The organism is Mesorhizobium sp. M0028, assembly GCF_040323855.1.
In the GTDB taxonomy this organism is placed as follows: domain Bacteria; phylum Pseudomonadota; class Alphaproteobacteria; order Rhizobiales; family Rhizobiaceae; genus Mesorhizobium.
The window spans coordinates 605440-630916 of the sequence record NZ_JAMYVG010000001.1 but is presented as its reverse complement, the minus strand read 5'-3'; the positions used below and the strand labels follow the sequence as shown (position 1 = coordinate 630916).

Genomic DNA, 25477 nt, shown 5'->3' with positions numbered 1-25477 from the left:
GCAAATGAGCCAGGACGTCCCGACATTGTTCGAATGGGCCGGCGGCACCGAAGCGCTGAACCGCCTGACCCAGACCTTCTACGACAACGTCTCTCGGGATCCCATTGTCGGGCCGGTGTTCAAGCATATGTCGGCGGACCATCCGGCCCACGTCGCGGCCTTCATCGGCGAAGTTTTCGGTGGACCGAAAACCTACAGCGAAAAGCATGGCGGCCATCGCGAAATGGTGATGCATCACCTCGGCAAGCATCTGACGGAGGAGCAGCGCCGGCGCTGGATCAATCTCCTCGCCGACGCCGCCGACGAGATCGGGCTGCCTGACGATCCCGAATTCCGCTCGGCCTTCATGGCCTATATCGAATGGGGATCGCGGCTGGCCAAGATGAACTCCAACAAAGGTCCGACCTGCGATCCCGAGACGGAACCAATGCCGGTCTGGGGTTGGGGCGTGCCGGGCGGCCCCTACAAGCCGCCTTCGGGAAACTGACCGGGCGCGAATCGGTCGAAAACCCTGCCGGCCAGGAAAACGGGTGGCTATGGAGGTCTCGGTCCTCCAGGCTAACGGTTTAAAGTCGCCGTCGACTGGCGGGGCCTCACTAAAAACCGGAGACTTTGCGATGAGATCGGAAGGCAAGAAAAATTCAGGCAGCACCTTTGACGGCAACCGCGGAACCCGAAACCCGTTCGGTGTCATGGATGTCCCCACTCCCGACGACGAGGAGGTGTCGGCGTTCGCCGCCGGCGTAAAACTGGAGGGAGCTGCAAGCGATGAAAACGCCGAAGCCTGGGGCACCGAAAGCGACCGCGACCGCAACGACACCATCGAAGGCAGGTGGTCCAGCCGATGGAACGGCGGTGCCGACCCCACGATTCCAGGCGATAGCAAGGGTAAATGGAAGTCTGGCCGGGGCGAGCTGAAGACCGCGGGAGAGAGAGTTTACCTACTGTTCGATTGGCATGATGGCGTGCGCAAGGGGCTCATCGACGCGCGGCGCGTCAGTGCGAAAGGGCTGGTTGGAAAATATATCAATCTGACCGACCCAAAAATCGTGCGTCCCTGGGTCGGTTTGGTCGTCAGCAATCAACGGATCGACGGGAAATGGCCGGGAGGACGCCTGGACTTTCGAAGATGAAGGCTGGGCAGCGCACGTCGCTCTTTACAGAGCGCGCGGAAGCTTTTAGGAAGCGCCTGCTGCGCCGACATGCGCATACGGGCATAGCTCAGTTGGTAGAGCGGCGGTCTCCAAAACCGCAGGTCGTAGGTTCGAGCCCTGCTGCCCGTGCCATTCCTTCGAATGGATACCTAAAAAACGATTCTTTTGCAGCGCAGCCTTTGAAAACCGGCTTGTGACTTGCCATATAGCATAAGTTGCGGCATAAGGGCCGCATAGCCGGGACGGGACGACTGGATGGTTCCGAGGCGGCGTTTGGTCATAAAGCGGACACTTGCCACTTGCGTGGATCAAGAATCGGTTTTATGTAGACGAAACAGACACGCGACGCGTGGAGCTGGGAAGCCGGCTTTACGCGTCTGATTTGCATGGGCGAAATGATTGCGCTGATTCGGCGCGAACGCACGCTCAAGCGGCACGTCCCGGCCATCGGGATCATCCAGGAGACCCGGCCAACGGGTCTTGCAGACAGAGCGGCATATGGCTTCGAAAACCACAAATCCTTTCACCTTTCTCCAGCAGGTTCGCGCGGAGACTGCCAAGGTCACTTGGCCGTCGCGGCGCGAAACGGTGATCTCGACGGTGATGGTCCTTGTGTTCGCGGTCATCGCGATGATCTTTTTCTTTACCGCAGACGTGGCCATGGGCTTTGCGGTCGAAAAAATCCTCGGCCTCGGACAGTAAGTCCGGCGATTACGGAGAAGTCTTAAAATGACCGCGCGGTGGTACATCGTCCACGCCTACTCGAACTTTGAAAAGAAGGTCGCCGAGGACATCGAGAACAAGGCCAAGCAGAAGGGCCTGTCCGCCGACATCGAGCAGATCGTGGTGCCGACCGAGAAGGTCGTCGAGATCCGCCGCGGCCGCAAGGTCGATGCCGAGCGCAAGTTCTTTCCGGGCTATGTGCTGTTGAAGGCCAATCTGACCGATGCCGTGTTCTCGCTCGTCAAGAACACGCCGAAGGTCACCGGGTTCCTGGGCGACTCCAAGCCGGTGCCGATCACCGAAGCCGAAGCCCAGCGTATCCTGAACCAGGTTCAGGAAGGCGTCGAGCGGCCGAAGCCGTCGGTGACGTTCGAGATCGGCGAAGCGATCCGCGTTTCGGATGGACCATTCGCGTCGTTCAACGGTTTCGTCCAGGAAGTGGACGAGGAGCGGGCGCGGCTCAAGGTGGAAGTATCGATCTTCGGGCGCGCCGTGCCGGTCGATCTGGAATTCGGACAGGTCGAGAAGGGCTGATCCGAAATCCCTGCACCGGTTTCGGCGGCAGGGAAGGCGGCGCGGAGATCGCGCGGCCAAAACGGGTGGGAGGCGAATGCGGCTTTAGCCGGCCGCGCGGACCGCACCACCAGACTGCAACCGCCGGCAAGACCGGCATGAGAAAAGGCAGGAAGAGAGATGGCTAAGAAAATTGCAGGCCAGCTCAAGCTCCAGGTTTCCGCGGGATCGGCGACGCCGTCGCCCCCGATCGGCCCGGCGCTTGGTCAGCGTGGCATCAACATCATGGAGTTCTGCAAGGCGTTCAACGCGCAGACCCAGGAAATGGAAAAGGGCTCGCCGGTTCCGGTCGTCATCACCTACTACCAGGACAAGTCGTTCACCTTCGTCATGAAGACGCCGCCGGTGAGCTACTTCCTGAAGAAGGCCGCGAACCTGAAGTCGGGCTCGAAGGAGCCGGGCAAGGTCAAGGCCGGCACGATCGGCCGCGACAAGGTGCGCGCCATCGCCGAGCAGAAGATGAAGGATCTGAACGCAAACGACGTCGAGGCGGCCATGCGCATGGTCGAGGGCTCCGCCCGCTCGATGGGTCTGGAAGTGGTGGGCTGAGATCATGGCAAAGATTGCAAAGCGTGTATCGCAGACCCGCGAAGGCATCGATCCCAACAAGGCTTACGCTTTGGGTGAGGCGCTGAAGCTGCTCAAGGATCGCTCCTCGGTGAAGTTCGACGAGACCATCGAAGTCGCGATGAACCTCGGCGTCGACCCCCGCCATGCCGACCAGATGGTCCGCGGCGTGGTCAACCTGCCGAACGGCACCGGCCGCAGCGTTCGCGTCGCCGTGTTCGCGCGCGGTGACAAGGCCGAGGAGGCCAAGGCCGCCGGCGCCGACATCGTCGGAGCCGAGGATCTGGTCGACATCGTCCAGAAGGGCACGATCGACTTCGACCGCTGCATCGCCACGCCGGACATGATGCCGCTGGTCGGCCGTCTCGGCAAGGTGCTCGGCCCGCGCGGCATGATGCCGAACCCGAAGGTCGGCACCGTCACCACCGACGTGGCCGCCGCCGTGAAGGCATCGAAGGGCGGCGCCGTCGAGTTCCGCGTCGAGAAGGCCGGCATCGTTCATGCCGGCGTCGGCAAGGTCTCGTTCGACGTCAAGGCGCTGGAAGAGAACGTCCGCGCCTTCGCCGATGCGGTGACCAGGGCAAAGCCGGCTGGTGCCAAGGGCAATTACGTCAAGAAGGTGTCGGTCACCTCGACGATGGGCCCGGGCCTCAAGCTCGACGTCTCGACGCTCGCAGCGTCCTGATACGAACAATTGGATCGGCCGCTAAGACGCTGATCCGTGAAAGAATTCCGGGCCTCCGACCTGTCGGCGGCCCGGTACCGGAAGTCGAAAGGCTTCCGGACATCCTGTCCGAGATTGCAGGCGGCCCCCAAGCCTTAGGTGATGTGGGCCTTAATTCATGTGGGCCTGCATGAGACGGGTGAAGACCGGACAAAGGAGCGAACGCTCCAATGAAAGGTTCGAACCGTGTTTGCCTTTTGTCTGCGCACCGTCCGGCTTGCCGGCAGGTGTGGCGAAAGGGGGCAGGATCCTCGAGCGTCGTTCGGGAGATCCGTTACTGGATGGCCCGGCCGGCAAAAGGCAACCCGACGCCTGTCCTTCGTAGAGGGCAGGGGTCAACTGGAGATAGGCAGTGGACAGAGCGGAAAAACGCGAACTCGTCACGGGCCTGAATGATGCGTTCTCAAGCGCTGGTTCAGTCGTCGTGGCCCACTACGCCGGTATCACCGTCGCGCAAATGAACGACCTTCGGTCGAAAATGCGCGCCGCCGGTGGCACCGTCAAAGTCGCGAAGAACCGTCTCGCCAAAATCGCTCTTCAGGGCACGGACTCCGCATCGATCATCGAGCTGTTCAAGGGACAGACGCTGATCGCCTATTCGGAGGATCCGATTGCGGCGCCGAAGGTCGCGTCCGATTTCGCCAAGGGAAATGACAAGCTCGTCATTCTCGGCGGCGCAATGGGCACCACCTCGCTCAACGCCGACGGTGTGAAGGCACTCGCCACACTTCCGTCGCTCGATGAGCTGCGCGCCAGGCTGGTTGGCATGATCGCCACGCCGGCAACCCGGATCGCCCAGATCGTCAATGCGCCTGCGGCTTCGGTCGCGCGCGTCATCGGCGCTTACGCCCGGAAGGACGAGGCGGCATGAGGCCGTTCCTCGCTATCACAAACACACGTTCGAACCTTATGAAGGAACATTGCAATGGCTGATCTGGCAAAGATCGTAGACGACCTTTCGAAGCTGACCGTCCTCGAGGCGGCCGAGCTGTCGAAGCTTCTTGAAGAAAAGTGGGGCGTTTCCGCCGCTGCTCCGGTGGCGGTTGCCGCTGCTGGCGGCGCCGCGGCCGCTGCTGCTCCGGTCGAGGAAAAGACGGAATTCGACGTCGTCCTCACCGAAGCAGGCGCTCAGAAGATCAACGTCATCAAGGAAGTTCGCGCCATCACCGGTCTTGGCCTCAAGGAAGCCAAGGACCTGGTCGAGGCGGCTCCGAAGCCGGTCAAGGAAGCCGTTTCCAAGGCCGACGCGGACAAGTTCAAGGCCCAGCTGGAAGCAGCCGGCGCCAAGGTCGAACTGAAGTAAGCGTTGAGTACCGGCGGACGGCGTCGCGCCGTCCGCCACTCCCTTCACGTCGAGGGGAGGCTCATGGCGCGAAGAGTGCGAAAACCTCTTTCCTGAGGGCCGCAAACCGGCCTTCAGGAAACGGGTTTTCTCCCGTTTCTGGCCCACCGCCAATTGGTGGTGGGTGAAAAGACAAGAAGCCGCCGACAGGCGGCGGGCAACAAGACAGGGCCGCCGAGGTGGCCCGAGATGCAAGGCGAGCCGCGGCGAGGCTCGTCCCGAGAATTGAGCTAAGGAGCGACGATGGCCCAGACCCAGACTTTCAATGGCCGCAGACGCGTACGCAAATTTTTCGGAAAGATCCCGGAAGTTGCGGAGATGCCGAACCTGATCGAGGTTCAGAAGGCATCCTATGACCAGTTCCTGATGGTGGAGGAGCCCAAGGGTGGGCGTCCTGACGAGGGGCTGCAGGCAGTTTTCAAGTCGGTCTTCCCGATTTCCGATTTTTCCGGCTCCTCGATGCTGGAATTCGTGAAATACGAGTTCGAAGGACCGAAATTCGACGTTGACGAATGCCGTCAGCGCGACCTGACCTATGCGGCGCCGCTCAAGGTGACGCTGCGCCTCATCGTGTTCGATATCGACGAGGATACCGGCGCGAAGTCGATCAAGGACATCAAGGAGCAGGACGTCTACATGGGCGACATGCCGCTCATGACCTTGAACGGCACCTTCATCGTCAACGGCACCGAGCGCGTCATCGTCTCGCAGATGCACCGTTCGCCGGGCGTCTTTTTCGACCATGACAAGGGCAAGTCGCACTCGTCCGGCAAGCTTCTGTTTGCCGCGCGGGTCATTCCCTACCGCGGCTCGTGGCTCGACATCGAGTTCGATAGCAAGGACGTCGTGCACGCCCGTATCGACCGCCGCCGCAAGATTCCGGTGACGTCGCTGCTGATGGCGCTCGGCATGGACGGCGAAGAGATCCTGTCGACCTTCTACAACAAAATCACCTACAAGCGCGCCGGCGACCATTGGCGCATTCCCTTCAACGTCGAGCGTTTCCGCGGCCTCAAGGCCGTTGGTGACCTGGTTGACGCCGACACCGGCGAGGTCGTCGTCGAGGCCGGCAAGAAGATCACTGCCCGCCAGGCCAGGGCGCTTGGCGAAAAAGGTCTCAAGGCGATCAAGGCGACCGACGAGGATCTGCTCGGCAACTACCTTGCCGAGGACATCGTCAACTATGGCACCGGCGAGATTTTCCTCGAAGCCGGCGACGAGATCGATGAAAAGACGCTGAAAGTGCTTCTCGGCACCGGCGATGACGAGATCAAGGTTCTCGACATCGATCACGTCAATGTCGGCGCTTATATCCGCAACACGCTCAACGTCGACAAAAACGAGAGCCGCCAGGACGCGCTGTTCGACATCTACCGCGTCATGCGCCCCGGTGAGCCGCCGACGCTCGAGACCGCCGAAGCCATGTTCAACTCGCTGTTCTTCGACAGCGAGCGCTATGATCTTTCGGCCGTCGGCCGCGTCAAGATGAACATGCGCCTCGAGCTCAAGGCCGAGGATACCGTGCGCGTGCTGCGCAAGGACGACATCCTGGCCGTGGTCAAGACGCTGGTCGAACTGCGCGACGGCAAGGGCGAGATCGACGACATCGACAATCTCGGCAACCGCCGCGTGCGCTCGGTCGGCGAGCTGATGGAGAACCAGTACCGCGTCGGCCTGCTGCGCATGGAGCGCGCGATCAAGGAACGTATGTCCTCGATCGAGATCGACACGGTGATGCCGCAGGACCTGATCAACGCCAAGCCGGCGGCTGCCGCCGTGCGCGAGTTCTTCGGTTCCTCGCAGCTGTCGCAGTTCATGGATCAGACCAACCCGCTGTCGGAGATCACCCACAAGCGCCGCCTGTCGGCGCTTGGACCTGGCGGCCTGACCCGCGAGCGTGCCGGGTTCGAGGTGCGCGACGTGCACCCGACGCATTACGGCCGCATCTGCCCGATCGAGACGCCGGAAGGCCCGAATATCGGCCTGATCAACTCGCTTGCGACCTTCGCGCGTGTCAACAAATACGGCTTCATCGAGAGCCCGTACCGCAAGATCGTCAACGGCAAGCTGACCAATGAGGTCGTCTACCTGTCGGCTATGGAAGAGGCCAAGCACCACGTCGCGCAGGCCAATGCCGAGCTCGACAAGAATGGTCATTTCGTCGACGAATTCGTCATTTGCCGTAACGCCGGCGAAGTGATGATGGCGCCGCGCGAAAACGTCGATCTGATGGACGTGTCGCCGAAGCAGATGGTGTCGGTGGCCGCGGCCCTGATTCCGTTCCTTGAGAACGACGACGCCAACCGCGCGCTGATGGGCTCGAACATGCAGCGTCAGGCCGTGCCGCTGGTGCGCGCCGAAGCGCCGTTCGTCGGCACCGGCATGGAGCCGATCGTCGCCCGTGACTCGGGCGCCGCCATCGGCGCCCGCCGCGGCGGCATCGTCGACCAGGTGGACGCGACGCGTATCGTCATCCGCGCCACGGAAGATCTCGATCCCGGCAAGTCCGGCGTCGATATCTACCGGCTGATGAAGTTCCAGCGTTCGAACCAGAACACCTGCATCAACCAGCGTCCGCTGGTGCGCATGGGCGACCGGGTCAACAAGGGCGACATCATCGCCGACGGCCCGTCGACCGAGCTCGGTGATCTGGCCCTCGGCCGCAACGTGCTGGTCGCGTTCATGCCGTGGAATGGCTACAACTACGAGGATTCCATCCTCTTGTCCGAGCGCATCGTCGCCGACGACGTCTTCACCTCGATCCACATCGAGGAGTTCGAAGTCATGGCCCGCGACACCAAGCTCGGGCCGGAGGAGATCACGCGCGATATCCCGAACGTCTCGGAAGAAGCGCTGAAGAACCTCGATGAGGCCGGCATCGTCTACATTGGTGCGGAAGTGCAGCCGGGCGACATCCTGGTCGGCAAGATCACGCCGAAGGGCGAAAGCCCGATGACGCCGGAAGAAAAGCTGCTGCGCGCCATCTTCGGTGAAAAGGCCTCGGACGTGCGCGATACCTCCATGCGCATGCCTCCGGGAACCTTCGGCACCGTCGTCGAAGTGCGCGTCTTCAACCGCCACGGTGTCGAGAAGGACGAGCGCGCCATGGCGATCGAGCGCGAGGAGATCGAACGCCTCGCCAAGGACCGCGACGACGAGCAGGCGATCCTCGACCGTAACGTCTATTCGCGCCTTTCCGACGTTCTCGTCGGCAAGGAGGCGATTGCCGGGCCGAAGGGCTTCAAGAAGGGCTCGAAGCTGTCGAAGGACACGCTCGACGAGTATCCGCGTTCGCAGTGGTGGCAGTTTGCCGTGGAGAACGAAAAGCTCCAGAGCGAACTGGAAGCCCTGCGTGGCCAGTACGACGATTCCAAGAAGGCGCTCGAGCAGCGCTTCATGGACAAGGTCGAGAAGGTGCAGCGCGGCGACGAGATGCCTCCGGGCGTCATGAAGATGGTCAAGGTCTTCGTGGCCGTGAAGCGCAAGATGCAGCCCGGCGACAAGATGGCCGGCCGGCACGGCAACAAGGGTGTCGTGTCGCGGATCGTTCCGGTCGAGGACATGCCTTTCCTCGAGGACGGCACGCATGCCGACATCGTGCTCAACCCGCTGGGTGTGCCGAGCCGCATGAATGTCGGCCAGATCCTGGAAACGCATCTGGGCTGGGCTTGCGCCGGAATGGGCAAGAAGATCGGCGATCTGATCGATGCGTACAAGACGGCGGGCGACATCAAGCCGCTGCGCAAGACGCTTGAGAGCTTCATGCCGGCCAATGACCGCAACGAGCCGGTCCGCGAATATGACGACGAGAGCATCGTTCGCCTCAGCGAGCAGATGCGCCGCGGCGTCTCCATCGCGACACCGGTGTTCGACGGCGCGCACGAGGCCGACATCAACATCATGCTGGAGCAGGCGGGCCTGCACACCAGCGGTCAGTCGCAGCTCTATGACGGACGCACCGGCGAACCGTTCGATCGCAAAGTGACGATGGGCTACATATATATGCTCAAGCTTCACCACCTTGTGGACGACAAGATCCACGCGCGTTCGATCGGGCCGTACTCGCTCGTTACCCAGCAGCCGCTGGGCGGCAAGGCGCAGTTCGGTGGCCAGCGCTTTGGCGAGATGGAGGTCTGGGCGCTTGAAGCGTACGGCGCCGCCTACACGCTGCAGGAGATGCTGACGGTGAAGTCGGATGACGTCGCCGGCCGCACCAAGGTCTACGAGGCGATCGTCAGAGGCGACGACACATTCGAGGCCGGCATCCCCGAGAGCTTCAACGTTCTCGTTAAGGAAATGCGGTCTCTCGGCCTCAATGTCGAGTTGGAGAACACCAAGCTCGACGACAACCCGATCCGGCTGCCCGACGCGGCCGAGTAAGCAAGACGTCCGGCCGCGGCCTTCCCGCGACCGGACGCACCAAATTCTCGGCCGATGGCCGATCAAGTCGGCGGGCGTTTGGCCCGCGCTAGATGCAAGGGGTTTTCGAGGACCCCGAAAAGGAGAACGGCATGAACCAAGAGGTCATGAATCTCTTCAACCCCCAGGCGCCTGCGCAGGTGTTCGATTCCATCCGGATCTCGCTTGCCAGCCCTGAGAAGATTCTGTCCTGGTCATTCGGCGAGATCAAGAAGCCGGAGACCATCAACTACCGCACCTTCAAGCCGGAGCGTGACGGCCTGTTCTGCGCGCGCATTTTTGGTCCGATCAAGGACTATGAGTGCCTGTGCGGCAAGTACAAGCGCATGAAGTACAAGGGCGTCATCTGCGAGAAGTGCGGCGTCGAAGTCACGCTGTCGCGCGTCCGCCGCGAGCGCATGGGCCATATCGAGCTGGCGGCACCGGTCGCCCACATCTGGTTCCTGAAGTCGCTGCCGTCGCGCATCGGCACGCTGCTCGACATGACCCTGAAGGACATCGAGCGGGTCCTTTACTTCGAGAACTACATCGTCACCGAACCCGGCCTCACCGCGCTGAAGGAGCACCAGCTGCTCAGCGAGGAAGAGTACATGATGGCCGTCGACGAATATGGCGAGGATAGTTTCACCGCCATGATCGGCGCCGAGGCGATCCACGACCTGCTGGCCGGCATGGACCTCGAGAAGATCGCCGGCGATCTGCGTTCGGAACTGGCTTCGACCACCTCCGAGCTCAAGCAGAAGAAGTATCTGAAGCGTCTCAAGGTCGTCGAGAACTTCATGGAATCCGGCAACCGTCCGGAATGGATGATCATGAAGGTGGTTCCGGTGATCCCGCCGGATCTGCGTCCGCTTGTCCCGCTGGACGGCGGCCGTTTCGCTACGTCGGATCTGAACGACCTCTACCGCCGCGTCATCAACCGCAACAACCGCTTGAAGCGGCTGATCGAGCTGCGCGCGCCCGGCATCATCGTGCGCAATGAAAAGCGCATGCTGCAGGAAGCCGTCGATGCGCTGTTCGACAATGGCCGCCGCGGCCGCGTCATCACCGGCGCCAACAAGCGTCCGCTGAAGTCGCTGTCCGACATGTTGAAGGGCAAGCAGGGCCGGTTCCGCCAGAACCTGCTCGGCAAGCGCGTCGACTATTCCGGCCGCTCGGTCATCGTCACCGGTCCCGAGCTCAAGCTGCACCAGTGCGGCCTGCCGAAGAAGATGGCGCTCGAGCTGTTTAAGCCCTTCATCTACGCCCGTCTCGACGCCAAGGGTTACTCCTCGACCGTCAAGCAGGCGAAGAAGCTGGTCGAAAAGGAGCGTCCGGAGGTCTGGGATATCCTCGACGAGGTCATCCGCGAGCATCCGGTGCTGTTGAACCGCGCGCCGACGCTGCACCGCCTCGGCATCCAGGCGTTCGAGCCGATCCTGATCGAAGGCAAGGCGATCCAGCTTCACCCGCTGGTCTGCACGGCCTTCAACGCCGACTTCGACGGCGACCAGATGGCGGTCCACGTGCCGCTGTCACTGGAAGCGCAGCTCGAGGCTCGCGTGCTGATGATGTCGACCAACAACATCCTGCACCCGGCTTCCGGCGCGCCGATCATCGTCCCGTCGCAGGACATGGTTCTCGGTCTCTACTATCTGTCGATCGTCAACCAGAACGAGCCGGGCGAGGGCATGGTGTTTGCCGATATGGGCGAGCTCCAGCATGCGCTCGAGACCAAGGCGGTAACGCTGCATTCCAAGATCAAGGGGCGCTTCCGCACGGTCGACGCCGACGGTAAGGTCGTATCGAAGATCCACGACACCACGCCTGGCCGCATGATCATCGGCGAGCTGCTGCCGAAGAACGTCAACGTGCCCTACGAGACCGCCAACCAGGAGATGACCAAGAAGAACATCTCCAAGATGATCGACACCGTCTACCGCCATTGCGGTCAGAAGGAGACGGTCATTTTCTGCGATCGCATCATGGCTCTCGGCTTCAGCCACGCCTGCCGTGCCGGCATTTCGTTCGGCAAGGACGACATGCTGATCCCGGATGCCAAGATCAAGCTGGTGTCCGACACCGAGGCTTTGGCCAAGGAATACGAGCAGCAGTACAATGACGGCCTGATCACCCAGGGCGAGAAGTACAACAAGGTCGTCGACGCCTGGGCCAAGTGCTCGGAAAAGGTCGCCGACGAAATGATGGCCCGCATCAAGGCGGTCGAGTTCGAGGACAACGGCCGTCAGAAGCCGATGAACTCGATCTACATGATGTCGCACTCCGGTGCGCGCGGCTCGCCCACCCAGATGCGCCAGCTCGCCGGCATGCGCGGCCTGATGGCCAAGCCTAGCGGTGAAATCATTGAGACGCCGATCATCTCGAACTTCAAGGAAGGCCTGACCGTGCTCGAGTACTTCAACTCGACCCACGGCGCCCGCAAGGGTCTGGCCGACACCGCCTTGAAGACGGCGAACTCGGGTTACCTGACGCGTCGTCTTGTCGACGTGGCGCAGGACTGCATCGTCAACTCGCTCGACTGCGGCACCGACAAGGGCCTCACCATGCAGCCGATCGTCGATGCCGGTCAGGTCGTCGCTTCGGTTGGTCAGCGCGTTCTCGGCCGCACCTCGCTCGACGATATCACTCACCCGGTCACCGGCGAGGTTCTGGTCAAGGCCGGAACGCTGATGGACGAGCGTGACGTGGAACTGATCGAAAAGGCCGGTGTGCAGTCTGTCCGCATCCGTTCGGCGCTAACCTGCGAGGTCAGGGTCGGCGTTTGCGCGGTCTGTTACGGACGCGATCTGGCCCGCGGCACGCCTGTCAACCAGGGCGAGGCTGTCGGCGTCATCGCGGCGCAGTCGATTGGCGAGCCGGGCACCCAGCTCACCATGCGTACCTTCCACATGGGCGGCACGGCGCAGGTGGTGGATTCCTCGTTCCTTGAAGCCTCGTACGAGGGCAAGGTCGAGATCCGCAACCGCAACGTGGTGCGCAACTCCGACGGCCAGCTGATGGTCATGGGTCGCAACATGGCGGTGCTGATCCTCGACGAGGCCGGCAAGGAACGCGCCACGCACCGCGTCACCTACGGTTCGCGCATCTTCGTCGACGATGGCGACAAGGTGAAGCGCGGCCAGCGTATTGCCGAGTGGGATCCCTATACCCGCCCGGTCCTCACCGAAATCGAGGGCAGGGTGGCGTTCGAAGATCTGGTCGATGGCATTTCCGTTCAGGAAACCGCCGACGAATCGACCGGCATCACCAAGCGCGAGGTCATCGACTGGCGTTCGACGCCACGCGGCAACGACCTCAAGCCGGCGATCGTCGTCCAGGATGCCAAGGGCAAGGTCGGCAAGCTGTCGAAGGGTGGCGACGCCCGCTTCCTGCTCTCGGTCGAGGCCATTCTTTCGGTCGAACCCGGCGCACAGGTTCGCCCCGGCGACGTGCTGGCGCGTATTCCGATGGAAAGCGCCAAGACCAAGGACATCACCGGCGGTCTGCCGCGTGTGGCCGAACTGTTCGAGGCACGCCGTCCGAAGGATCACGCCATCATCGCCGAGATCGATGGCACGATCCGCTTCGGTCGCGACTACAAGAACAAGCGCCGCATCATCATCGAGCCGCATGACTCGACGCTTGAGCCGGTCGAATACCTGATCCCGAAGGGCAAGCCGTTCCATCTCCAGGACGGCGACGTCATCGAGAAGGGCGACTATATCCTCGACGGCAATCCGGCGCCGCACGACATCCTGGCGATCAAGGGCGTGGAGGCGCTTGCCTCCTACCTCGTCAACGAGATCCAGGAGGTCTACCGCCTGCAGGGCGTGTCGATCAACGACAAGCACATCGAGGTGATCGTTCGCCAGATGCTGCAGAAGGTCGAGATCACCACGCAGGGCGATTCGACCTACATTCCGGGCGACCACGTCGACGTGATCGAACTGGAAGAGGTCAACGAGCGCCTGGTCGAGGAGGGCAAGAAGCCGGCCGAAGGCCAGCCGGTGCTGCTGGGCATCACCAAGGCCTCGCTGCAGACGCCGTCCTTCATCTCCGCCGCCTCCTTCCAGGAGACGACGAGGGTGCTGACCGAAGCTGCGGTTGCCGGCAAGACCGACATGCTGCAGGGGCTGAAGGAAAACGTCATCGTCGGCCGGCTCATCCCGGCCGGCACCGGCGGCACGATGAGCCAGATCCGGCGCATCGCCACCTCGCGCGACGAGTTGATCATCGACGAGCGCCGCAAGGCGTCCGGCGTCGAGGTCGCCGAGCCGATGCTGACCGACATGGTTACCGCCGCGCAGTAAGCGCGCAAGTAAGAGAAGATAGAAAAGGGGCCCAAGTGGCCCCTTTTCGCATTGTGGTTCCCCAATCGGATCGGAGGACAACGGATGAGCAGGAGGATCTGGGCTTCTGTCGACGGCTACATTGTCGAGGCTCTTTTCGAGGCGGATCCCGCCCTCGATGCCGTTCTGGCGGCCAACCATGACCACGGCCTACCGCCGATCGATGTTTCCCCGGCACAAGGCAAGCTGCTGTCACTTCTTGCGCGAATGCAGGGAGCGAAGAAGGTACTCGAAATCGGCACGTTGGGCGGCTACTCGACAATCTGGATGGCGCGAGCGTTGCCCGTGGACGGCAAGGTCGTGACGCTCGAGCTTGATCCGCACCACGCCAGTGTCGCGCGGTCGAACTTTGAACGGGCAGGGGTATCTGACCGCGTGGAACTGCGGGTCGGACCGGCGCTTCAATCGCTTGCCGCGTTAGGCGCCGAGAATGCCGGGCCGTTCGACTTCATCTTCATCGACGCCGACAAGCCGAACAACCAGCACTATCTGTCCTGGGCGATGCGTCTTTCGAGGCCGGGGACTGTCATCGTCTGCGACAATGTCATCCGTGACGGCGCGGTGGTGAACGAAGATGGCCGCGACGCCAATGTCGAAGGGGCACGCGCGGCGTTCTCGTTCATTGGCAGCGACAAGCGTCTGCAAGGTACCGCGATCCAGACTGTTGGCGCCAAGGGCTATGACGGCTTTGCAATAGCGATCGTCAGTTGAAGCTGCCACCGGCGGCTGGCTTTTTAAGGAATCGGCAATTGAACGAGGCGACCATCTGGGAATTGATCAACACTGGCCGAGATCGTATGAGCTTTGGGCAGCGAAGGCTTTGGGACCTGATCAAGATCGATCCGGAAGAATGGCTGCATCACTCTCCTGCTGGGAGTGATCATCGCATCTGGATCGTAGCGTTCATCGGCCGGAGCGTGATTTCTTACAATGACATTGAAGGTGGTTTCGGCCGCTCAAATTTCATTCGATATGGAGAAATCACCGAGCTTGGCTGGGGGCAGGCCGATCTCGAGGTGGCGGTTCAACATGTCATGAGCGAACTTGAACAAGGACACCGGACGGCTCCCGTTGCTTCTGCGCCTCGTCCGGGAGAATTCCTGGACCGCAAGCCAAGATGATCCGGAACATTCAAGGTCGCTCTACCGGGGTCAGTGTCAGTCAAAAAAAGCTTCGACCACATTGCGCTTGCCGAGCATGAAGGCGTCGGCGACGTGCTGGAGCGGCGCGAGGTCGACGTCGGAAACGCCGGCGCGCACGATCTCGGCGAAGCGCTTGTAGAGCATCGGATATTCGGCTTCCGGCTCCTCGTGAACGACGCGGCCATCGATGGCGAGCTTTGAGCCGCCGCCAGAAAGCACCATCGATCCGGCCTCGGTATCGGCCAGGATGTCCCAGCTTTGCGGCCCGGTCTGGCGCCAGTCGAGTTCCATCGTCACCGGCAGACCGTTCGAAGTACGGAAGACGATATGGGCGGCGATCGGGGCCGCGCGGTTTTCGGGGAAATCGAGCTCTGCCGAACTGATGAACATCGGTGGCAGGATGTGGGTGGCGATCGACAGCGCGTTGATGCCGGGATCGAAGACGCCAAAGCCGCCGGGAGCCCAGATCCATTCCTGATTCGGATGCCAGCGGCGCACGTCTTCCTTCCAGTTGATGGCGGCCGACCTGATCGTAGTCGAGCTGAGGAATGTACGCGCTGCTTCGACGGCCGGCGCATAGCGCGAGTGCCAGCTGGCGAACAGGCAGACGCCGTTCGCCACCGCCAGCGCTTTCAAATCCTCGACCTCGCTGACCGTGGCGCCGGGCGGTTTTTCCAGGAAGACATGCTTTTTCGCCGCCAGCGCCGTGCGCGCGGCGTCGTAGCGAAACTGCGGCGGCATGCATAGCGACACCGCCTCGAGTTCGGGCGTTGCGTCGAGCATCGCCTCGATCGTCGGGAAGTTCGGGATGTCCTCCACTTTGCCATGGCGGCTGGCTGCGGCAACCAGGCGATAACCCTGGTCCTTCGCCAGCGCCGGCAGATGCTGGTCGCGGACGATCTTTCCCACGCCGACGATGCCGAGCTTGATGGGATTAGAGGACATGGGAGCTCCGCAGGTTGAGTGTGCTTGGTTTTGCCAGAGGTCGTTTCTTAGCAGAGAAGTTGTGGCGGGCAAGTCGCCGGGCTTTTGTCGCCGGCTCGTGAGATCGACCGCGATTCAGATCTCTTCAGATCGGCACATCGAACGTCACGATCGACACTTCGCCTTCGAGCGCGCCCTGATAGGCGGACAGATGCGGTTCCTCGTCGGGCACGCCGTCCATGTCGCCGATCTGGTCGAGCTCGGCCTCGGCATAGCCTTCGGCGGCAAGCGATTCGAGAGCGCGGCGCACCGCCGAATCGTCGTCCGGCGCGACCAGCATCACATGCACGCCTTCCGGCTTGCCGCCTTTGCGCTTCCACACCCGGCCGGTAATAATGGTGACCGGGCGCTCCTCATTGTCATTCACGGGTTTGTACCTCCGGGCGAGGGGGTTTGGGCTGTTCATGCCGCCTTTTCGCACGAAGCACGGCCTGGAAACAGGCGCAAGCCGGTCACTTTCTGCCTTCCTCTTGAAAAACGGCGCAAGAAAATTACATGCATTTTTCGCATGGCTGCCACGCCTCGGTTTCAGCGCAATATTTGCCGCTCCGGGGTTGACGGACAGTGGCCATACGAGTAGAAGCCGCCCAGTCAGAACCGATGTGAGGCTCTTGCTTCCGAAGCGACACGCTTTGGAGTTTGCCTCAAACAGGGTTCGTTTTACGAGCGAAAAGACATTTCCGGCGTGCATGAAGCGGCTTCCGCTTCCTCTGCCATTTGTTCGGGCAAGACCGCGAGGCGCGGTTTGTGGCCCGAATTTGCGTATGGAAATGACGCTTTGAGCGGCCCTGACCGGGCGAGACACGGAATTGAGAGACAAGAGGGTTTAATGCCTACCGTCAACCAGCTGATCCGCAAGCCGCGCATTGCGCCGGTGAAGCGCAACAAGGTCCCGGCCATGCAGCAGAACCCGCAGAAGCGGGGCGTCTGCACGCGCGTCTACACCACGACGCCGAAGAAGCCGAACTCGGCGCTGCGCAAGGTGGCCAAGATCCGCCTGACCAATGGTTTTGAAGTGATCGGTTACATCCCCGGCGAAGGCCATAACCTTCAGGAGCACTCGGTGGTGATGATCCGCGGCGGTCGCGTCAAGGATCTTCCGGGCGTCCGTTACCACATCATCCGCGGCGTGCTCGACACGCAAGGCGTGAAGAACCGCAAGCAGCGCCGTTCGAAATACGGCGCCAAGCGTCCGAAGTGACCGAAGCGTAGCCAAGGTCGTTCCGGGCGGCGTCAAGCGACGATCCGGGATCCAGGCCACCGCGTAGAATTGAGGCAGAGAAAAAATGTCCCGTCGTCACAGTGCAGAAAAGCGTGAGATCAATCCGGACCCGAAGTTCGGCGATCTGATCGTCACCAAGTTCATGAACGCCGTCATGTATGACGGCAAGAAGTCGGTTGCCGAGACCATCGTCTACGGCGCGCTCGACCAGGTCCAGTCCAAGACCAAGCAGGAACCGGTCACCGTCTTCCATCAGGCGCTCGACAATGTCGCGCCGCATGTGGAAGTGCGTTCGCGCCGCGTCGGCGGCGCCACCTACCAGGTTCCGGTCGACGTGCGCCCCGAGCGCCGTCAGGCATTGGCCATCCGTTGGCTGATCGCCGCCGCCCGCAACCGCAACGAGACCACTATGGTCGACCGCCTCTCCGGCGAGCTGATGGACGCGGCCAACAACCGCGGCACCGCCGTCAAGAAGCGTGAAGATACCCACAAGATGGCAGAAGCCAACCGCGCTTTCGCGCACTACCGCTGGTAAAGCGCGAACGAGACTGAAGAGGCACCTCCCATGGCCCGCGAATATAAAATCGAAGACTACCGCAATTTCGGTATCATGGCGCATATCGACGCCGGCAAGACGACGACCACCGAGCGCGTCCTCTATTACACGGGCAAGTCGCACAAGATCGGCGAAGTCCATGACGGCGCTGCGACCATGGATTGGATGGAGCAGGAGCAGGAGCGCGGCATCACCATCACGTCGGCCGCCACCACGACCTTCTGGAAGGGTCGCGACGGCAAGATGCATCGCTTCAACATCATCGACACCCCCGGCCACGTCGACTTCACCATCGAGGTCGAACGTTCGCTGCGCGTGCTCGACGGCGCCATCGCGCTGCTCGATGCCAATGCCGGTGTCGAGCCGCAGACGGAGACCGTCTGGCGCCAGGCTGACAAGTACCGCGTGCCGCGCATGATCTTCTGCAACAAGATGGACAAGATCGGCGCCGACTTCTACCGCTCGGTCGAGATGATCGGTTCGCGCCTCGGTGCGCATGCCGTCGTCATGCAGCTGCCGATCGGCGCCGAGACCGAGTTCAAGGGTGTCGTCGACCTCGTTGAGATGAACGCGCTGGTCTGGCGCGACGAGACGCTGGGCGCTGCCTGGGACATCGTGGAGATCCCTGCCGACCTCAAGGCTCGTGCCGAAGAGTACCGCGAGAAGATGATCGAGGCCGCCGTCGAAATGGACGAAACGGCGCTCGAGAATTACCTCGAAGGCAAGATGCCGAGCAATGACGAGATCCGTGCGCTCATCCGCAAGGGCACGATCGCGGTGAAGTTCTATCCGATGTTCTGTGGCTCGGCCTTCAAGAACAAGGGCGTGCAGCCGCTGCTCGACGCCGTCGTCGAATATCTGCCGTCGCCGGCCGATGTCCCGGCCATCAAGGGCGTCGACGCCAAGACCGACGCCGAGATCGAGCGTCATGCCGACGACAACGAGCCGCTGTCGATGCTCGCCTTCAAGATCATGAACGACCCGTTCGTCGGTTCGCTCACCTTTGCCCGCATCTATTCGGGCAAGCTCACCAAGGGCATCTCGGTCGACAACACCGTGAAGGGCAAGAAAGAGCGCATCGGCCGCATGCTGCAGATGCATGCGAATTCGCGCGCCGACGTCGAAGAGGCTTTTGCCGGCGACATCGTCGCCCTCGCTGGTCTCAAGGACACCACCACCGGCGACACGCTCAGTGATCCGCTGCATCCGGTCATCCTCGAGCGCATGGAATTCCCCGATCCGGTCATCCAGATCGCCATCGAGCCGAAGACCAAGAACGACCAAGAAAAGATGGGCCTCGCCCTTCACCGCCTGGCCGCCGAGGATCCGTCCTTCCGCGTCAAGACCGACGAGGAAAGCGGCCAGACGATCATCTCCGGCATGGGCGAGCTTCACCTCGACATCATCGTCGACCGCATGCGTCGCGAGTTCAAGGTCGAGGCCAATGTCGGCGCGCCGCAGGTGGCCTATCGCGAGACGATCACTCGCAAGCACGAGCAGGACTACACGCACAAGAAGCAGACCGGCGGTACCGGCCAGTTCGCCCGCGTCAAGATCCTGTTCGAGCCGAATCCGGAAAGCAGCGAATTCGAGTTCGAAACCAAGATCGTCGGCGGCGCTGTGCCGAAGGAATACATCCCCGGTGTCGAAAAGGGCATCAACAGCGTCATGACCTCGGGCCCGTTCGCCGGTTTCCCGATGATCGGCGTCAAGGCGACGCTGATCGATGGCGCCTACCACGACGTGGACTCTTCGGTTCTGGCCTTCGAAATCGCCGGCCGCGCCTGCTTCCGTGAAGCAGCGCCCAAGCTTGGCGTGCAGTTGCTCGAGCCGATCATGAAGGTCGAGGTGGTGACGCCGGAAGATTACGTCGGCAGCGTTATTGGTGACCTGAACGGCCGTCGCGGCCAGATCCAGGGCCAGGAAGCCCGTGGCGTCGCGGTGGTCATCAACGCGATGGTGCCGCTCGCCAACATGTTCAAATACGTGGACAACCTTCGCTCGATGAGCCAGGGCCGCGCGGCCTACACGATGCAGTTCGACCATTACGAACCGGTCCCAACCGCGGTCGCCCAGGAAGTCCAGAAGAAATACGCGTAACTCGAAACGAGTTGCACCAGTAACTTAATTCAAGGCCCGCACGGGCTGGCAGGAATGGAGAGATCACATGGCAAAAGGTAAATTCGAGCGCACTAAGCCTCATGTGAACATTGGCACGATTGGTCACGTCGACCACGGCAAGACGTCGCTGACGGCGGCGATCACCAAGTATTTTGGCGAATACAAGCGCTACGACCAGATCGATGCGGCGCCGGAAGAAAAGGCACGCGGCATCACCATTTCGACGGCACACGTCGAATACGAGACGGCTGCCCGCCACTATGCCCATGTCGACTGCCCCGGCCACGCCGATTATGTGAAGAACATGATCACCGGTGCCGCGCAGATGGACGGCGCGATCCTGGTCGTGTCGGCCGCCGACGGCCCGATGCCGCAGACCCGCGAGCACATCCTTTTGGCCCGCCAGGTCGGCGTGCCGTCGATCGTGGTGTTCTTGAACAAGGTCGACCAGGTCGACGACGCCGAGCTGCTCGAGCTGGTCGAGCTCGAGGTGCGTGAGCTTTTGACCAAGAACGAGTTCCCCGGCGACGACATTCCGATCGTCAAGGGTTCGGCGCTTGCCGCACTTGAAGATTCTGACAAGAAGATCGGCGAGGACGCGATCCGCGAATTGATGGCGGCGGTCGATGCCTACATCCCGACGCCGGTTCGTCCGCTCGACAAGCCGTTCCTGATGCCGATCGAGGACGTGTTCTCGATTTCGGGCCGCGGCACGGTGGTGACCGGCCGCGTCGAGCGCGGCGTCGTCAAGGTCGGCGAGGAGCTGGAGATCATCGGCATCCGTCCGACCACCAAGACGACCTGCACGGGCGTCGAGATGTTCCGCAAGCTGCTCGACCAGGGCCAGGCCGGCGACAACATCGGCGCGCTGTTGCGCGGTGTCGACCGTGAAGGCGTCGAGCGCGGCCAGGTTCTGGCCAAGCCCGGCACCGTCAAGCCGCACAAGAAGTTCGTCGCCGAAGCCTACATCCTGACCAAGGACGAGGGCGGCCGTCACACGCCGTTCTTCACCAACTACCGTCCGCAGTTCTATTTCCGCACGACGGACGTGACCGGCATCGTGTCGCTGCCGGAAGGCACCGAGATGGTGATGCCGGGCGACAACATCACCGTCGATGTCGAGCTGATCGTGCCGATCGCCATGGAAGAGAAGCTGCGCTTCGCCATCCGTGAAGGCGGCCGCACCGTCGGTGCCGGCATCGTCGTCACCATCAAAGAGTAATTTGGACTTAAACCGATCTGTCGCGGGCGCTGCCCGCGCCGCGCCAGAACAAGGAAGTGACGCATGAACGGACAGAATATCCGCATCCGCCTGAAGGCGTTTGATCACCGGGTGCTCGACGCCTCGACACGGGAAATCGTGTCGACCGCCAAGCGCACCGGCGCCAACGTCCGCGGCCCCATTCCGCTGCCGACGCGGATCGAAAAGTTCACGGTCAACCGGTCGCCTCACGTCGACAAGAAGAGCCGCGAGCAGTTCGAGATGCGCACGCACAAGCGTCTGCTCGACATCGTCGACCCGACCCCGCAGACGGTCGATGCTTTGATGAAGCTCGATCTGGCCGCCGGTGTCGACGTCGAGATCAAGCTCTAAGGAACCAGAGGTCAGCGGGGCGACCCGGAACTCTGAAGGAACAAGAGGCGTGGAGGGGCGACAGCCCCGACAGGGAACTCTAAAGGAATTGAACCGATGCGTTCAGGTGTGATTGCAAAGAAGGTGGGAATGACCCGCATCTACAACGATGCCGGGGAACATGTTCCCGTCACTGTTCTCCAGATGGAGAACTGCCAGGTCGTGGCGCAGCGCACGCAGGAGAAGAACGGCTATACCGCCGTCCAGCTCGGCGTTGGCCTTGCCAAGGTGAAGAACACGTCGAAGGCGATGCGCGGCCATTTCGCGACCGCTTCCGTCGAGCCCAAGGCCAAGGTTGCCGAGTTCCGCGTCTCCGCCGACAACATGATCGATGTCGGCGCCGAGATCACCGTCGAGCATTTCGTCGTCGGCCAGAAGGTCGATGTGACGGGAACCACGATCGGCAAGGGTTTCCAGGGCGTCATCAAGCGGCACCACATGGGTGGCGGCCGCGCGACGCACGGCAACTCGGTGTCGCACCGTACGCACGGCTCGACCGGCCAGCGCCAGGATCCGGGCAAGGTGTTCAAGGGCAAGCATATGGCTGGCCACATGGGTGACACCCGCGTCACCACGCAGAATGTCGAGGTCGTCTCGACCGACGCCGATCGCGGCCTGATCCTGATCCGCGGTGCGGTCCCGGGTTCGAAGGGTGCATGGATCCTGGTCCGCGACGCGGCCAAGGTGGCGCTTCCGGCCAATGCGCCGAAGCCCGCCGCGATCCGCGCCGTTGCGACCGATGGTGCCGCCAAGAACGAGGCCCCGGCCACAGAGGGAGCGGAATAATGGACCTCAAGATTACAACGCTTGGCGGCAAGGACGCCGGCAAGCTGAAGCTCTCCGAAGAGATTTTCGGCCTTGATCCGCGCGAGGACATCCTGCAGCGCGTCGTGCGCTGGCAGCTTGCCAAGAAACAGCAGGGCACTCACAAGGCCAAGGGCCGCGCTGAAATCGCCCGCACAGGCGCCAAGATGTACAAGCAGAAGGGTACCGGCCGCGCCCGTCACCATTCGGCTCGCGCTCCGCAGTTCCGCGGCGGTGGCAAGGCCCACGGCCCGGTCGTGCGCAGCCACGAGCACGATCTGCCGAAGAAGGTGCGTGCGCTCGGTCTCAAGCATGCGCTTTCGGCCAAGGCCAAGAGTGCGTCGATCATCATCATCGACGAGCTGAAGCTGACCGAGGCCAAGACCAAGGCACTGATTGCGAATTTCGCGACGCTGGGCCTGAGCAACGCCCTGGTGATCGGCGGCGCCGAGCTTGACAAGAACTTCAAGCTGGCGGCGACCAACATCCCGAACATCGACGTGCTGCCCATCCAGGGCATCAACGTCTACGACATTCTGCGCCGCGGCACGCTGGTCCTTTCCAAGGCCGCCGTCGAGGCTCTCGAGGAGCGCTTCAAATGACCGACCTTCGTCATTACGATGTGATCGTCTCGCCGGCGATCACCGAAAAGTCGACCATGGCTTCCGAGCAGAACCAGGTCGTCTTCAACGTCGCCAAGAAGGCGTCGAAGCCGGAAATCAAGGCCGCCGTCGAAGCGCTGTTCGGCGTCAAGGTGATGGCCGTGAACACGCTTGTCCGCAAGGGCAAGATCAAGCGCTTCCGCGGCACGATCGGCCGCCAGAGCGACGTCAAGAAGGCGGTTGTGACGCTGGCCGACGGCCAGTCGATCGACGTCGCGACGGGTCTCTGAGCAAGGTCGCGAGGACAGAACAATGGCACTTAAAAAATTCAACCCGGTAACGCCGAGCACCCGTCAGCTGGTCATCGTCGACCGCTCGGGCCTCTACAAGGGCAAGCCCGTCAAGGGTCTCACCGAAGGCCTGACCAAGTCGGGCGGCCGCAACAATTACGGCCGCATCACGGCCCGCTTCATCGGCGGCGGTCACAAGCGTACCTATCGCATCATCGACTTCAAGCGCCGCAAGTTCGACGTCGTCGGCACGGTCGAGCGTATCGAATACGATCCGAACCGCACCGCCTTCATCGCGCTGATCAAGTATGACGATGGCGAGCTGTCCTACATCATCGCCCCGCAGCGTCTGGCTCCCGGCGACAAGATCGTGGCCGGTGAATCGGTCGACGTGAAGCCGGGCAACGCGATGCCGCTGGCCTCGATGCCGGTCGGCACGATCGTCCACAATATCGAGCTGAAGCCCGGCAAGGGCGCTCAGGTCGCCCGTTCGGCCGGCGGTTATGGCCAGCTCGTCGGCCGCGACCAGGGCATGGCGATCCTGCGCCTCAACTCGGGCGAGCAGCGTGTCGTCCACGGCTCCTGCATGGCCACTGTCGGTGCCGTGTCCAACCCGGACCATGGCAACATCAATGACGGCAAGGCAGGCCGCACCGTGTGGCGCGGCAAGCGTCCGCACAATCGCGGCGTGACCATGAACCCGGTCGACCATCCACATGGCGGCGGCGAAGGCCGCACCTCGGGTGGCCGCCATCCGGTTTCGCCCTGGGGCAAGCCGACCAAGGGCAAGAAGACGCGGTCCAACAAGGCGACCGACAAGTTCATCCTGCGCTCGCGCCATCAGCGCAAGAGCTAAGAAGAGGTAACGCCAAGTGACTCGTTCGATTTGGAAAGGCCCCTTCATCGACGGCTACCTTCTGAAGAAGGTGGACAAGGTTCGTGAAGGTGGTCGCAATGAGGTGATCAAGATGTGGAGCCGCCGCTCCACCATCCTGCCGCAGTTCGTCGGCTTCACCTTCGGTGTCTACAACGGCCAAAAGCACGTTCCCGTCTCAGTGAACGAGGATATGGTCGGTCACAAGTTCGGTGAATTCGCTCCGACCCGGACCTATTACGGTCACGGCGCGGATAAGAAGGCGAAGAGGAAATAATCATGGGCAAGGCCAAAGCTCCGCGCAGGCTTGCTGACAACGAAGCGCGCGCCGTGTTGCGCACGATCCGTATCAGCCCGCAGAAGCTGAACCTGGTTGCCGCGCTGATCCGCGGCAAGAAGGTCGCGACAGCGCTTTCCGACCTCGAATTCTCGGCCAAGCGGATTTCCGGCACGGTCAAGAAGACGCTGGAATCGGCGATCGCCAACGCGGAAAACAACCACGACCTCGACGTCGATGCGCTGATCGTGGCGGAAGCCTATGTCGGCAAGTCGATCGTCATGAAGCGGTTCCATGCCCGTGGCCGTGGTCGCGCCAGCCGTATCGAGAAGCCGTTCTCGCACCTCACGATCGTCGTTCGTGAAGTCGAAGAAAAAGGGGAGGCCGCATAATGGGCCAGAAAGTCAATCCGATCGGTCTGCGTCTCGGCATCAACCGCACCTGGGATTCGCGCTGGTTCGCGAATACAGGCGAGTACGGTAAGCTGCTGCACGAGGACATCAAGATCCGCAAATATCTTGAGAAGGAACTCAAGCAGGCTGCGATCTCGAAGGTCGTGATCGAGCGTCCGCACAAGAAGTGCCGCGTCACCATCCATGCGGCGCGTCCGGGCCTGATCATCGGCAAGAAGGGCGCCGACATCGAGAAGCTTCGCAAGAAGCTGATGGAGATGACCAAGTCCGAGACGCATCTGAACATCGTCGAAGTGCGCAAGCCGGAGATCGACGCGACCCTGGTCGCCCAGTCGATCGCCCAGCAGCTCGAGCGCCGCATCGCGTTCCGCCGCGCCATGAAGCGCGCCGTGCAGTCGGCGATGCGCCTCGGTGCCGAAGGCATCCGCATCAACTGCGCCGGCCGTCTCGGCGGCGCCGAGATCGCGCGCATGGAATGGTATCGTGAAGGCCGCGTGCCACTGCATACGCTGCGTGCCGACGTCGACTACGGCACGGCCGAAGCGAATACGGCCTACGGCATTTGCGGCGTCAAGGTCTGGGTGTTCAAGGGCGAGATCCTCGAGCACGACCCGATGGCTTCGGAGCGCCGCGCCACCGAGGGCGATCATGCGCATGGCGGTGGTGGTGAGCGCGAACGCGGTCGCCGTCGCGAAAACGCGTAAGACAGTTAGGAATTTGGAGTTAGAA

Annotated in this window: 26 protein-coding genes and 1 tRNA gene; 25 read left to right on the top strand and 2 right to left on the bottom strand. The window is 62.1% G+C overall.

The window, feature by feature from the left end:
• Positions 1-4: 4 nt before the first annotated feature.
• The 13 genes from NKJ93_RS03220 to NKJ93_RS03160 all read left to right on the top strand — a co-directional run bounded on the left by NKJ93_RS03220 (position 5) and on the right by NKJ93_RS03160 (position 14951).
• Entirely contained in the window at positions 5-487 is a 483-nt protein-coding gene (locus tag NKJ93_RS03220) for a group II truncated hemoglobin (protein WP_352485036.1), read from the top strand.
• Between the two features lie 130 nt (positions 488-617).
• Positions 618-1133: a hypothetical protein gene (locus tag NKJ93_RS03215; RefSeq protein ID WP_352485035.1), complete on the top strand. Its 516-nt coding sequence runs from the start codon at positions 618-620 to the stop codon at positions 1131-1133.
• 77 nt (positions 1134-1210) lie between these two features.
• A tRNA-Trp gene (locus NKJ93_RS03210) sits at positions 1211-1286 on the top strand.
• Between the two features lie 366 nt (positions 1287-1652).
• The gene (gene secE, locus NKJ93_RS03205) at positions 1653-1856 is read left to right on the top strand and encodes a preprotein translocase subunit SecE (RefSeq protein ID WP_023721668.1); all 204 of its coding nucleotides are present in this window, start codon (positions 1653-1655) and stop codon (positions 1854-1856) included.
• Between the two features lie 27 nt (positions 1857-1883).
• Positions 1884-2411, top strand: a complete 528-nt coding sequence (nusG, locus tag NKJ93_RS03200) for a transcription termination/antitermination protein NusG (protein WP_006333333.1) — start codon at positions 1884-1886, stop codon at positions 2409-2411.
• Positions 2412-2570: 159 nt separating this feature from the next.
• Complete coding sequence (gene rplK / locus NKJ93_RS03195; protein ID WP_023680440.1) at positions 2571-2999, top strand: 50S ribosomal protein L11; 429 nt, start codon at positions 2571-2573, stop codon at positions 2997-2999.
• 4 nt (positions 3000-3003) lie between these two features.
• Positions 3004-3702, top strand: coding sequence for a 50S ribosomal protein L1 (rplA, locus tag NKJ93_RS03190; protein ID WP_352485033.1), 699 nt, complete (start codon positions 3004-3006; stop codon positions 3700-3702).
• A 391-nt stretch (positions 3703-4093) separates the two neighbouring features.
• Positions 4094-4612, top strand: a complete 519-nt coding sequence (gene rplJ, locus NKJ93_RS03185; RefSeq protein WP_008875657.1) for a 50S ribosomal protein L10 — start codon at positions 4094-4096, stop codon at positions 4610-4612.
• A gap of 54 nt (positions 4613-4666) precedes the next feature.
• A complete protein-coding gene (rplL, locus tag NKJ93_RS03180) occupies positions 4667-5044 on the top strand; it encodes a 50S ribosomal protein L7/L12 (RefSeq protein ID WP_023680442.1) in 378 nt (125 codons plus the stop codon).
• Between the two features lie 282 nt (positions 5045-5326).
• The gene (gene rpoB / locus NKJ93_RS03175) at positions 5327-9463 is read left to right on the top strand and encodes a DNA-directed RNA polymerase subunit beta (RefSeq protein ID WP_352496503.1); all 4137 of its coding nucleotides are present in this window, start codon (positions 5327-5329) and stop codon (positions 9461-9463) included.
• A 131-nt stretch (positions 9464-9594) separates the two neighbouring features.
• Entirely contained in the window at positions 9595-13791 is a 4197-nt protein-coding gene (gene rpoC, locus NKJ93_RS03170; RefSeq protein ID WP_023721671.1) for a DNA-directed RNA polymerase subunit beta', read from the top strand.
• Positions 13792-13875: 84 nt separating this feature from the next.
• Positions 13876-14541 (top strand): O-methyltransferase, encoded by a 666-nt coding sequence (locus NKJ93_RS03165; RefSeq protein WP_023721672.1) that lies wholly within the window; start codon positions 13876-13878, stop codon positions 14539-14541.
• A gap of 38 nt (positions 14542-14579) precedes the next feature.
• Entirely contained in the window at positions 14580-14951 is a 372-nt protein-coding gene (locus NKJ93_RS03160; protein WP_352587586.1) for a hypothetical protein, read from the top strand.
• A gap of 36 nt (positions 14952-14987) precedes the next feature.
• Here the strand turns inward: NKJ93_RS03160 and NKJ93_RS03155 are convergent, their stop codons facing one another.
• Both NKJ93_RS03155 and NKJ93_RS03150 read right to left on the bottom strand, forming a co-directional pair.
• Complete coding sequence (locus NKJ93_RS03155; RefSeq protein WP_352587583.1) at positions 14988-15917, bottom strand: Gfo/Idh/MocA family protein; 930 nt, start codon at positions 15915-15917, stop codon at positions 14988-14990.
• A 124-nt stretch (positions 15918-16041) separates the two neighbouring features.
• The gene (locus NKJ93_RS03150) at positions 16042-16323 is read right to left on the bottom strand and encodes a transcriptional regulator (RefSeq protein WP_023680447.1); all 282 of its coding nucleotides are present in this window, start codon (positions 16321-16323) and stop codon (positions 16042-16044) included.
• A gap of 462 nt (positions 16324-16785) precedes the next feature.
• On the opposite strand from NKJ93_RS03150, the gene rpsL reads away from it, so the two are divergent.
• The 12 genes from rpsL (at position 16786) to rpsC (ending at position 25452) form a co-directional block, all read left to right on the top strand.
• Complete coding sequence (gene rpsL / locus NKJ93_RS03145; protein ID WP_006333356.1) at positions 16786-17157, top strand: 30S ribosomal protein S12; 372 nt, start codon at positions 16786-16788, stop codon at positions 17155-17157.
• An 85-nt stretch (positions 17158-17242) separates the two neighbouring features.
• Complete coding sequence (gene rpsG, locus NKJ93_RS03140; RefSeq protein WP_008875664.1) at positions 17243-17713, top strand: 30S ribosomal protein S7; 471 nt, start codon at positions 17243-17245, stop codon at positions 17711-17713.
• Positions 17714-17743: 30 nt separating this feature from the next.
• Positions 17744-19834: an elongation factor G gene (gene fusA / locus NKJ93_RS03135; RefSeq protein ID WP_023680448.1), complete on the top strand. Its 2091-nt coding sequence runs from the start codon at positions 17744-17746 to the stop codon at positions 19832-19834.
• Between the two features lie 67 nt (positions 19835-19901).
• Positions 19902-21077 carry an elongation factor Tu gene (tuf, locus tag NKJ93_RS03130; RefSeq protein ID WP_127294065.1) on the top strand — a complete coding sequence of 392 codons (1176 nt, stop codon included), beginning with the start codon at positions 19902-19904 and terminating at the stop codon, positions 21075-21077.
• 63 nt (positions 21078-21140) lie between these two features.
• Positions 21141-21449, top strand: coding sequence for a 30S ribosomal protein S10 (gene rpsJ / locus NKJ93_RS03125; RefSeq protein WP_006205468.1), 309 nt, complete (start codon positions 21141-21143; stop codon positions 21447-21449).
• Positions 21450-21545: 96 nt separating this feature from the next.
• On the top strand, positions 21546-22274 hold the full coding sequence (gene rplC, locus NKJ93_RS03120) for a 50S ribosomal protein L3 (RefSeq protein WP_023717519.1): 729 nt from the start codon (positions 21546-21548) through the stop codon (positions 22272-22274).
• Positions 22274-22894, top strand: a complete 621-nt coding sequence (gene rplD / locus NKJ93_RS03115) for a 50S ribosomal protein L4 (protein ID WP_023675140.1) — start codon at positions 22274-22276, stop codon at positions 22892-22894. Before rplC ends, rplD begins: the two co-directional genes overlap by 1 nt.
• Positions 22891-23184: a 50S ribosomal protein L23 gene (locus NKJ93_RS03110; protein WP_006205465.1), complete on the top strand. Its 294-nt coding sequence runs from the start codon at positions 22891-22893 to the stop codon at positions 23182-23184. Before rplD ends, NKJ93_RS03110 begins: the two co-directional genes overlap by 4 nt.
• A 22-nt stretch (positions 23185-23206) precedes the next feature.
• A complete protein-coding gene (rplB, locus tag NKJ93_RS03105; protein ID WP_023675138.1) occupies positions 23207-24040 on the top strand; it encodes a 50S ribosomal protein L2 in 834 nt (277 codons plus the stop codon).
• 16 nt (positions 24041-24056) lie between these two features.
• Positions 24057-24335 (top strand): 30S ribosomal protein S19, encoded by a 279-nt coding sequence (gene rpsS, locus NKJ93_RS03100; RefSeq protein WP_006205463.1) that lies wholly within the window; start codon positions 24057-24059, stop codon positions 24333-24335.
• Between the two features lie 2 nt (positions 24336-24337).
• On the top strand, positions 24338-24727 hold the full coding sequence (rplV, locus tag NKJ93_RS03095; RefSeq protein ID WP_006205462.1) for a 50S ribosomal protein L22: 390 nt from the start codon (positions 24338-24340) through the stop codon (positions 24725-24727).
• Positions 24727-25452: a 30S ribosomal protein S3 gene (gene rpsC / locus NKJ93_RS03090; RefSeq protein WP_023675137.1), complete on the top strand. Its 726-nt coding sequence runs from the start codon at positions 24727-24729 to the stop codon at positions 25450-25452. Before rplV ends, rpsC begins: the two co-directional genes overlap by 1 nt.
• Positions 25453-25477: the final 25 nt, after the last annotated feature.